At 48.4% G+C, this 9361-nt stretch carries 11 protein-coding genes; 10 read left to right on the top strand and 1 reads right to left on the bottom strand.

Translation table 11 applies throughout. The features are described from left to right. Positions 1-122: IS1 family transposase (locus H6F86_RS00065; RefSeq protein ID WP_190446062.1), on the bottom strand; the 122-nt coding region annotated here is incomplete at its 3' end. 214 nt (positions 123-336) lie between these two features. Between H6F86_RS00065 and dnaG the strand changes: the two genes are divergently transcribed. The 10 genes from dnaG (at position 337) to H6F86_RS00115 (ending at position 9195) form a co-directional block, all read left to right on the top strand. Then, a complete protein-coding gene (gene dnaG, locus H6F86_RS00070; protein ID WP_190446064.1) occupies positions 337-2259 on the top strand; it encodes a DNA primase in 1923 nt (640 codons plus the stop codon). A gap of 840 nt (positions 2260-3099) precedes the next feature. After that, complete coding sequence (locus tag H6F86_RS00075; RefSeq protein ID WP_190446066.1) at positions 3100-3318, top strand: hypothetical protein; 219 nt, start codon at positions 3100-3102, stop codon at positions 3316-3318. A 14-nt stretch (positions 3319-3332) separates the two neighbouring features. Then, positions 3333-3569: a hypothetical protein gene (locus tag H6F86_RS00080; RefSeq protein WP_190446068.1), complete on the top strand. Its 237-nt coding sequence runs from the start codon at positions 3333-3335 to the stop codon at positions 3567-3569. A 48-nt stretch (positions 3570-3617) separates the two neighbouring features. Beyond that, on the top strand, positions 3618-4115 hold the full coding sequence (locus tag H6F86_RS00085; protein ID WP_190446071.1) for a CGLD27 family protein: 498 nt from the start codon (positions 3618-3620) through the stop codon (positions 4113-4115). A 128-nt stretch (positions 4116-4243) separates the two neighbouring features. Further along, positions 4244-5197, top strand: coding sequence for an asparaginase (locus H6F86_RS00090; RefSeq protein ID WP_190446072.1), 954 nt, complete (start codon positions 4244-4246; stop codon positions 5195-5197). Between the two features lie 104 nt (positions 5198-5301). Next, the gene (locus H6F86_RS00095) at positions 5302-7221 is read left to right on the top strand and encodes an ABC transporter ATP-binding protein (protein ID WP_190446073.1); all 1920 of its coding nucleotides are present in this window, start codon (positions 5302-5304) and stop codon (positions 7219-7221) included. An 8-nt stretch (positions 7222-7229) separates the two neighbouring features. After that, positions 7230-7472, top strand: a complete 243-nt coding sequence (locus tag H6F86_RS00100; protein WP_190446074.1) for a hypothetical protein — start codon at positions 7230-7232, stop codon at positions 7470-7472. 50 nt (positions 7473-7522) lie between these two features. Beyond that, positions 7523-8323 carry a hypothetical protein gene (locus tag H6F86_RS00105; protein WP_190446075.1) on the top strand — a complete coding sequence of 267 codons (801 nt, stop codon included), beginning with the start codon at positions 7523-7525 and terminating at the stop codon, positions 8321-8323. 261 nt (positions 8324-8584) lie between these two features. Next, positions 8585-8893 carry a nucleotidyltransferase family protein gene (locus H6F86_RS00110; RefSeq protein ID WP_190446076.1) on the top strand — a complete coding sequence of 103 codons (309 nt, stop codon included), beginning with the start codon at positions 8585-8587 and terminating at the stop codon, positions 8891-8893. Next, the gene (locus H6F86_RS00115; RefSeq protein ID WP_190446077.1) at positions 8890-9195 is read left to right on the top strand and encodes a HepT-like ribonuclease domain-containing protein; all 306 of its coding nucleotides are present in this window, start codon (positions 8890-8892) and stop codon (positions 9193-9195) included. The genes H6F86_RS00110 and H6F86_RS00115 overlap by 4 nt, the downstream gene beginning before the upstream one ends. Positions 9196-9361: the final 166 nt, after the last annotated feature.

Consider the following 9361-nt stretch of genomic DNA (forward strand, 5'->3'; position numbering starts at 1 on the left):
TTCTTCGTCGGTTGTTCGATGAACTGTCGTCCGCAGTCGTGGCATTTGAACCGTTGTTTACCATTGTGGATACGTCCGTTCTTGACCGTTTTGACGGACGCACAAAGGGGGCAGGCAGGCATAGGAGGAGAACAACTCTACTTCTCTATCATTACATCTTGAGCACTACCGAGAAAAGGAATCCTTTTTGTAAGCATGAAGTATTGCAAAGAAGTGTGCCGCTACTTACCCTGAGTCAAAAGATAGCAGAGCCACACCAAACGCTACGACGGATACGCCCCTTCCCAACGAAATTTGCGACAATAGGGAGACTTCATTTCCCCTACTCTCTTTCCAATGGACATCCCGCGTCTCCACCCCGATACGATCGAGCAAGTCCGACAGCGGGCAGACATCGTTGATGTGGTGTCTGAGCACGTTGTCTTGCGAAAGTTAGGGAAGGACTTTACCGGGTTGTGCCCCTTTCACGACGACAAAACGCCCAGCTTTACAGTCAGCCCCAGCAAGCAGTTTTACTACTGCTTTAGTTGTGGTGCGGGTGGAAACGCAATCAAATTTCTAATGGAGTTGGGGAAACACTCGTTTAGCGAAGTGGTGCTAGATCTAGCAAAGCGCTATCAAGTCTCGGTACAGACGCTAGAACCCGCTCAACGGCAAGAATTACAGCGCCAGATTTCAGTGCGGGAGCAGTTGCATGAAATTCTCGCGCTCACAGCACGATTCTTTGAGCATGCTTTGAACCAGCCGCAGGGAAAGGCAGCCCTGGCATACCTGACTGAGCAACGGAAGCTGACTGCAACGACGATTCAGCAGTTTCAGTTGGGCTACGCGCCTGCTGGTTGGGAAACCCTGTTTGGCTATCTGGTGGAGCAAAAGCACTATCCTGTCGCACTGGTAGAACGAGCAGGGCTAATTGTGCCACGCAAAGGTGCAACGGGTAGTTACTATGACCGCTTTCGCGATCGCCTCATGATTCCCATTCACGATCTTCAGGGTCGAGTGGTGGGCTTTGGGGGACGATCGCTGGGCGATGAGCAGCCCAAATACCTCAACTCACCTGAAACCGAGCTATTCGATAAAGGCAATATTCTCTTTGCGCTAGATAAGGCACGGGCGGCGATCGCCAAACAAGACCAGGCAGTGGTGGTCGAAGGCTATTTTGATGTCATCGCGCTCCACAGTGCTGGCATTACTAACGTAGTCGCCTCAATGGGTACAGCGTTGAGCCTTGCTCAGGTGCGTCAACTCTTGCGCTACACCGAATCCAAACGCATTGTGTTTAACTTTGATGCCGATCGTGCGGGTACTCAGGCGGCAGAACGGGCAATCGGCGAAGTGGCAGCGCTGGCATACCAGGGCGAGGTGCAGCTTCGCATCCTTAATATTCCCACTGGCAAAGATCCAGACGAGTTTCTACAAACGAATACGCCAGCCGACTATCAGCAGTTATTGGATGATTCGCCTCTCTGGCTTGACTGGCAGATTCAGCAGGCGATCGCCGGACAAGACCTGAACCAGGCAGATCAGTTCCAGCACACCGTCCAGATTGTCGTTAAGCTGCTGGGCAACCTGCCAAACTCGATGCTGCGTACCCATTACATCCAGAAATGTGCTGAATTGTTGAGTCAGGGCAACAGTCGCCTCATGCGGCAGTTAGAAGATAATTTACGGCTTCAGGTGCGCGGCGAACGCTGGCATGGGCGATCGCAAAAGTGGCAAACCAGCAGCGAACGCGATTTATTAGAAGAATCAGAAGCGCAACTGCTGCGCCTTTACCTACATAAACCGCTGCACCGTGCGGCGATCGTTGAAGCGCTCGAAGCCCGCGATCTGGAGTTCAGTTTGTCCCATCACCGCTTTCTGTGGCGACAAACTCTGGCGCTAAAAGAAGAAGGGTTTGATGTCGAAGCCGATCCTTCGCTGGATCTACTGACACTGCTGCAAGACCGCTGCACCGACTTCCCCAGCGACATGAGCAAAATTTACGCTCTGTTCCAGCTTGACGAAACGGGAGACATTAACGTGCTGCGATCGGCTCTTGTCATTCGCGCTGCCGTCGCCTCAATGGAAAAAGTGATGTGCGAAAAACGTCGTCGCCATTTTATCTCCCTTTGGGAAAAGACTGACTGCGCGACTGCACCCGATTTAGGACACTTCTACCAGAAAAAGATTCGTGCTGAAGATCAGCGGATTCAAGACCTCGATCGCGAACGTCAAACCACCTTTGAAGACCTCGTACAAGCACCCGTCATCAGCTAAGAACAAGTTACGAAATTTCACATAAGTAGGAGGGCGTAAGTCTTTATTAAGATGCCTTTCGACTTCGCATTTGACTGAGCGCTTATGCCGAAGTCTCAATGCTCTCAGTCTTCTATAGCGGCGGGTCGAGTGCAGTCGAAACTCGATCTCTCAGTAGTGCTTAATTTAGCCCTCTGCCTTAGTTCCAAGCAAGCGGTTACTTTTAGTTGGCAATCTTGAATTGATCGCTGCTTACTAAATACTTTGCATCTACAGAAAACAGCTTCAAGTCGTATCGGTAACTACTTGGCAATTGATAGGTCTTAGGAGTGATGCATCTCTTATGCTTTAGCGAAAGCTACCTTCGAGCTTAGATCAGTAGGTTTTTCTTAGAACTAACTTTTTCTACTGCTCTTTCAGAAAGAAGCGAACTGCCACAGATTGTCCAGAGCCATAGCATCACTCATTCTCATTTACTTTTCACCTTCCGCTCCCTCTCACCTTTTCAAAGAACTATGTAGCCGTGACGTTAGCAGGCTTTAGTAACCGCTCCTGGCTTTTAGGAGGTGTAACTAGCTGTTGAAGCATCCTGATTAGATTAGAGGGTTTGTAAAGAAAAGTTAACCAAAGAAGTGGTTGAATGTGTTGAAGCTGAATCGATACACTTCTTCGCAAAGGTAATGCTAGGAATTAAGTTTTTAGACGATGAAAACCTTCAGCAATTTACGTCTCGTTATATTTACCTACATAACGTAATGAGTGCTCTAAGAATTCAGTGATAGTATTTAGTTACTTAATTAGACAGAGCTTCGCGCTCTTCGGCAAACCTTTTTACCGCTCTTTAGAGCTAGGGAGTTAGATATGATTTTTGATGATCTCGATAACATTCAAGTTAAGCCAGAAACTCGCAATCACAGAGGCTGTTTCGTTCAAGAAGCATCCTATAAGTTAGTCAATATCGATCGCGCTGGCTGGGCATTCATCTGTATGAATGATGCAGTTTGTCATTACGTTGATCCAGATAATTTGCAGGGCTCGATCGCAACCGACCTTGATAGGGACATGGTTCAGTCCATTTAGTTGGAGCACTGACAGTGAATAGGCGTGTCAGGTGGCTGGTTTTAACTAAACCAGCCATCTTTTTTGTTGAGCTATCAAGAGTGCATCCCACCTTTGCAGCCCTCGCTCTGTTTCCGCCCGTACCGCCGCCACGATCGCTCAAATTAAATAGAACGAGCAGCGCAGTCTTGCCCTCAATAGCGCAGAGTAATGGTGCCTACGCAAGCCCTAAGCAAAGTAGTCACCGCTTGCCACTCGTTCATCTGGCTTAAGTCGTTTATAGTGTGAAGTGTGCCAGCTTGCTACCGGATGGCGTAGTCATGAAGTCTTCTGTCTCTCCCTGCCCGGTTCCCTTCGAGCAGCAACCGTTAAACGAGTACCAGGAGTTAAAAGAATCCTGGTTTTTTCGGTGGTCAGCACTTGGGTTACCGCAATACATTCGCAAGCTGCTCTGGATTTGGGGTTGGAGTTGGCTACTTGCTGGACCGATCGCTGCCGCTAGCTTCCCGATCGCTAAACATCCGGCTCAGTTTGCCCTCGCTGGTACAGCAGGCGCTGCCCTCTGCCTTTCGCTGGTGCTTTTACGCCTGTATTTAGGCTGGACATACATTCAATCGCGTTTGTCTGCCGCCACTATTTTTTATGAAGAATCGGGTTGGTATGACGGTCAGCTGTGGGCAAAGCCGCCAGCAATGCTCGCTCAAGATCAACTAGTGGTCACTTACCAGATTCAACCCGTTCTCAAACGCCTCACACGAACTTTTGGTATCTTGGCGATCGGGCTACTGGCAGGCTGGGGAATATGGAATGTGCTGTAAAAACGGCGAAAGCTAAAAGCTGAAGGCTAAATTTTTATACTTTATCCCTTAGCCTTTCCTCCTCACTCCACACCTGAAACTCAAAACTTTTCCGCCCTTCGTCCCCTTCAAATGTTAGAGTCGTACGCATGACTAGGGGAAGACGCACACAAGCCGCAGAGCTGGAAGTCCGCTTACTGCGCGAAGGTATTATCGAATCCAGGCATTTCGTCCAGGCAGTCATTTGTGACAACCGAGGGCGAAATTTGCTGGTGGCTGGAAGTGCAGAGACCGCAACCTTCGTGCGCTCTGCCTTAAAGCCCTTTCAAGCATTAGCCGTAACGACGACAGGTACACTGGAGCGCTATGGCTTGACCGATCGCGACCTGGCAATTATTTGTAGTTCGCACAAGGGAACAATCGAGCAGGTGCGTCAGGCATTCAACATTCTCTGGCGTGCAGATGTTGATCCAACTGTGCTCCAGTGCCCTGTACCGACTGGGAAGCGCAGCCGCCTGGAATATAACTGTTCTGGTAAACACGCTGGTATGCTTGCCGTGTGCCAACAGCGAAATTTCCCTCTTAGCAGCTACCTTCAGCGCAGCCACCCAGTGCAGCAATTGATTTTGCAAAAAGTTGCCGAGCATCTCCGCATGCCTGCCGAAGAGTTTATCAGCGCTCGTGATGACTGCGGTGCCCCGACCTACTTTATGCAGCTAGGGCAGATTGCCTCACTTTATGCCCGTCTTGCTTCAGGTGAAAGTTTGGACATGGAACGGATAGTGCGAGCGATGACCCACCATCCAGCCATGGTGGCAGGCGAAGGCGAATTTGATACCGAACTAATGCGCCTGACTGAAGGTGAGCTCGTCAGCAAGGCTGGAGCAGAAGGTATTCAGTGCATCGGGCGCTTGGGTGAAGGTATGGGGTTAGCTATCAAAGTGATGGACGGTGCAAAACGGGCGAAATACGCCGTCGCAATTCACCTGCTGAAGCAAATGGGCTGGATCAGCCCGTCGGTATCAGAAACGCTTTCGGAAAGCTTTATGACGATGAGTAGCGTGACGCGGCTTGAAGTCGCAGGCGAACTGTCGATGCTGTAACCATAAGCAAGATGTACTGAGCGAGTTAACACTGAATCCTGTGTCACTAAACACAATCGATCCAGAGAGGCTGTTAAAATCCAGGAAAGTTCTCGCGGTACCTCATGAGCGACACAGTCCTGCAAGTCAACAACCTTGAAGTTCAGTTTCAGCCGGATGGACGATTGATCAAGGCAGTGGATAGCATCTCGTTTGAAGTGAAACGAGGGCAAACGCTGGGGATTGTAGGCGAATCGGGTTCAGGAAAATCGGTGACATCGCTGGCGGTGATGGGCTTAGTGCCGTCTCCTGGCAAAGTAACGAAGGGCGAAATTTTGTTTTGGGGTGCTGAGAGGGGGGCGCAGGCGATCGACCTTGCTAAAATCCCCAGTCGCCAGCTTGAAGACTACCGCGGTGGCGAAATCTCAATGATTTTTCAGGAACCTATGAGTTCGCTGAATCCGGTTTACACGATCGGATTTCAGCTTGTGGAAGCAATCCGTCTGCACAAACGAATAACGCAGAAAGAAGCCGAACGCGAAGCGATCGCCCGCCTTCAGGAAGTGCGCCTGCTGCCAGACGATGGGGTGATGAAACAGCGCTATGTGGAAGACCTCCAGCGCAATAATCCGACTGTGCCGTTGCCGCCTGCTTCAGAGGTTGAGCAGCAGGTGTTTCGCCAAAAGGCAGCCTTTCTCAACCGCTATCCCCATGAGCTATCAGGTGGGCAAATGCAGCGGGTGATGATTGCCATGGCAATCGCCTGTGACCCTGCGCTGCTGATTGCTGATGAACCGACTACCGCACTGGATGTTACCGTGCAGGCAACGATTTTGGATCTGCTGCGGGACTTGCGCGATCGACGCGGTATGTCCATGATGTTCATCACCCACGACCTAGGGCTAATTGCCGAAATTGCTGATGATGTTGCTGTTATGTATCAGGGCAAAATTGTCGAAGCGGGTCCCGTTTTGCAGATCTACTCAAACCCGCAGCATCCCTACACGAAAGGCTTACTGACCTGCCGCCCTCGGCTCGATCGCCGCCTTAATCTTCTACCCACGGTCTCAGACTTTATGCAGGTCAGCACGTCACCATCGGGCGAACTGCTGATTGAAGAACGCGAAACGGATGTCGCTCGAGCACTTCATCTCGCACGCGAGGTCAGCCAGGACGAACTCGACCAGCGCCTAGCCTTACTCCAGCAAGCAACCCCATTACTGTCTGTTCAAAACCTGCGCGTACAGTTTCCCGTGCGCGGTGCCTTTGGACAAACCAAACGTTACTTTGTGGCAGTGAAGGATGTCTCCTTTGATGTCTATCCCGGTGAAACGCTGGGATTGGTAGGCGAATCTGGCTGTGGCAAATCGACGCTGGCACGCGCCATCTTGCAACTCATCAAGCCTGCTAGCGGCACGGTACGGTTTGAAAATCAGGAAGTGACTGCCCTTTTGCCAAACGAGATGCGACGGCTGCGGCGAGAAATGCAGATTATCTTTCAAAATCCCTTTGGTTCGCTGGATGCTCGTATGACGGTTGGCAAAGCGGTGATGGAACCGATGCAAATTCACGCCAAACCGAAGGCACGGCAGGAGCAGCAGAAACGTGCTGTCTATTTACTAGAACGAGTGGGCTTAAATGCTGATGCCTTAAACCGCTATCCGCACGAGTTTTCGGGTGGGCAACGTCAGCGGATTTGTATCGCTCGATCGCTTGCCCTCAACCCCAAATTCATCATCTGCGACGAATCCGTTTCGGCACTGGATGTTTCGGTGCAGGCGCAAGTCTTGAACTTGCTGAAAGAGCTACAAGGCGAGTTCAACCTCACTTACATTTTCATCTCTCATGATCTGAGCGTGGTGAAGTTCATGAGCGATCGCATTATGGTCATGAACAAAGGCGAAATCGAAGAAATTGGTCCCTCCGAGCGCATTTACCGCGAACCACAACAAGACTACACGCGCCAACTTATTTCTGCCATTCCAGTAAGTAGTTTGGAACGGATACGCGATCGTCAAGCCCAACGCGGTCTCTCAGTCGGCTAGGAACCTTTATGAATAAGGAAATTGATGCCGAGATGAACGATGAATTGCGCCCTGAATATGACCTTTCTCAAATGGAAGGTGGTGTCAGAGGCAAATATATTGATTGTTACCGAGCAGGTACAAATCTGGTGCTTCTCGCTCCCGATGTAGCTCAAGCCTTTCCAACTGAGGACGCTGTAAACGAAGCATTGCGGTTGTTAATGCAAGTTGCTCGACGACAGGCAGCTAATCAACCCATTGAAGTGGGCTGAAGAAAGTCTATTATTTCATTGTCTCTTGCTGCTTGAGAGCAGTAATCCTAATGAAAAGCAAGAATAAATTAGAACAAGACTTTTTAGAATTAAGTGTCGACGGAGCAGATATTGCAATTGACCTGTTGACTGAAAGTGAGCTTCTGAAAGATATACCAGTTGCAGGCTCAATTTATAAGCTTGGCAAAACTTTGGGTTCAATCCCAGATGTAATTTTCTTACATAAGATTGGGAAATTCCTCAAAACAATTAATGAGAAAGCAACAGAGAATCAGAGGGTCGCTTTTGCTGAAGAACTTAAGAAAGACAAGGAAAAAAGAGATAAGCTCTATAACACTATCTTCCTAAAAATTGACAAATTTGATGATATGTCTAAATCTGATTTGTTTGCAAAGATATTTGCCTGCTTCATCACAAACAAAATAAGAAAAGAAGAATTCAACGCTCTTTCATCTGCTCTTAACTCGGCACCTATTGAAGAGCTGAAGATCTTCTCTACAGCCTACTGGAAAGACAGAAATCATTTTATTAGAGATACGTACGGGTTATCCAATAGAAATTATGGGAGCCTTTTATCAACTTGCTTAGTTACCATTGATCTTAGTAGTAAAGCTAAAAGACTGGGTCGAGGCTTGAGCAGTATGATGCTTTACGATTTAGATTTTGTGATTACAGAACTAGGCTGTTTGTATGCTTATATTGCGGAAGATTTTGAAGCTTACTTCTTTCTTGTAAAAGAACTAGAAGGAAATGATCAAGGAATCAAGGACAGAGTGTATGTGTTTGACAAGCCTTCTGCTTGTGAAAAACTTAGGTTAGAGGTTCAGCAAAAATTTTCGCCAAATAAGTAGCTGTATGCTACACGCTCTAATAATCCTTTAAAGCGAACTACTTAAAGTCATTTCTAGAGAGACAAAAGTTATTGACAATCATTGGCTAGGAACATTAGTACGATCGCGCCTCTCCCAAGCCCCCTATGGCACCGCGAAATCAAACATATGCTCTGAAGCGGGCGATCGTTCTTCAAACTAATTATGCTGGGACAACCGCGATCGCAAGCGAAAAAGAGATTGATTTAAGTTACAGGAATGATGACAGTTTAGGCGTTGTCTATGAAAACACCAGAGACCCTAAGAATCGAAGCGATCCTTCATCAGCAGCGCGATCGTATTTTAGAAATCGCTCTCCGACATGGAGCTAGAAACGTGCGGCTCTTTGGGTCTGTTGTTCGGGGAGAAGCCCATCCTAATAGCGACATTGATTTACTGGTGGATTTAGGTGAATCATTAAGTCCCTGGTTCCCGGTTGGACTCATTCAAGATTTAGAAGCACTACTAGGGCACAAAGTCGATGTTGTGACTGAAAAATCCCTGCACTACTTCATCCGTGACCGCATCCTAAGCGAAGCCCAACCGCTATGAAAAATAGCCACGTCTATCTGGTACATATTAGAGACTCTATTCATCGCATTGAGGCTTACACGATTGAAGGAAAAACAGCATTCTTCGCTGATTTAAAAACTCAGGATGCTGTAATTCGGAACCTGCAAACGTTATGTGAATCCACCCAACGATTGCCAGATGCTTGGAAAGCAATGCGTCCTAATATTGAATGGAAAACGATCAGCGATTTTCGTAATGTTCTAGCCCACCAGTATTTAGAAAGTGTTTGTAAATGCTGGTTAAGCAGGTTTCAAGTTCCTCGTTCGTCGGTTGTTTGTTAACCGCCTCAGCATCAACCGAATCATGACCACATAAACCATGCCTTCAGAAAGTGTTTGTAAATGCTGGTTAAGCAGGTTTCAAGTTCCTCGTTCGTCGGTTGTTTGTTAACCGCCTCAGCATCAACCGAATCATGACCACATAAACCATGCCTTCATGATTTTCAGG

Source organism: Phormidium sp. FACHB-592 (assembly GCF_014695795.1).
GTDB lineage: Bacteria > Cyanobacteriota > Cyanobacteriia > Leptolyngbyales > Leptolyngbyaceae > Stenomitos.

What these genes read in the sequence shown, in the direction of transcription:
- dnaG (WP_190446064.1), top strand. Translation starts at nt 337, where the DNA reads ATGGACATCCCGCGTCTCCACCCCGATACGATCGAGCAAGTCCGACAG.
- H6F86_RS00075 (WP_190446066.1), top strand. Translation starts at nt 3,100, where the DNA reads ATGATTTTTGATGATCTCGATAACATTCAAGTTAAGCCAGAAACTCGC.
- H6F86_RS00085 (WP_190446071.1), top strand. Translation starts at nt 3,618, where the DNA reads ATGAAGTCTTCTGTCTCTCCCTGCCCGGTTCCCTTCGAGCAGCAACCG.
- H6F86_RS00090 (WP_190446072.1), top strand. Translation starts at nt 4,244, where the DNA reads ATGACTAGGGGAAGACGCACACAAGCCGCAGAGCTGGAAGTCCGCTTA.
- H6F86_RS00095 (WP_190446073.1), top strand. Translation starts at nt 5,302, where the DNA reads ATGAGCGACACAGTCCTGCAAGTCAACAACCTTGAAGTTCAGTTTCAG.
- H6F86_RS00100 (WP_190446074.1), top strand. Translation starts at nt 7,230, where the DNA reads ATGAATAAGGAAATTGATGCCGAGATGAACGATGAATTGCGCCCTGAA.
- H6F86_RS00105 (WP_190446075.1), top strand. Translation starts at nt 7,523, where the DNA reads ATGAAAAGCAAGAATAAATTAGAACAAGACTTTTTAGAATTAAGTGTC.
- H6F86_RS00110 (WP_190446076.1), top strand. Translation starts at nt 8,585, where the DNA reads ATGAAAACACCAGAGACCCTAAGAATCGAAGCGATCCTTCATCAGCAG.
- H6F86_RS00115 (WP_190446077.1), top strand. Translation starts at nt 8,890, where the DNA reads ATGAAAAATAGCCACGTCTATCTGGTACATATTAGAGACTCTATTCAT.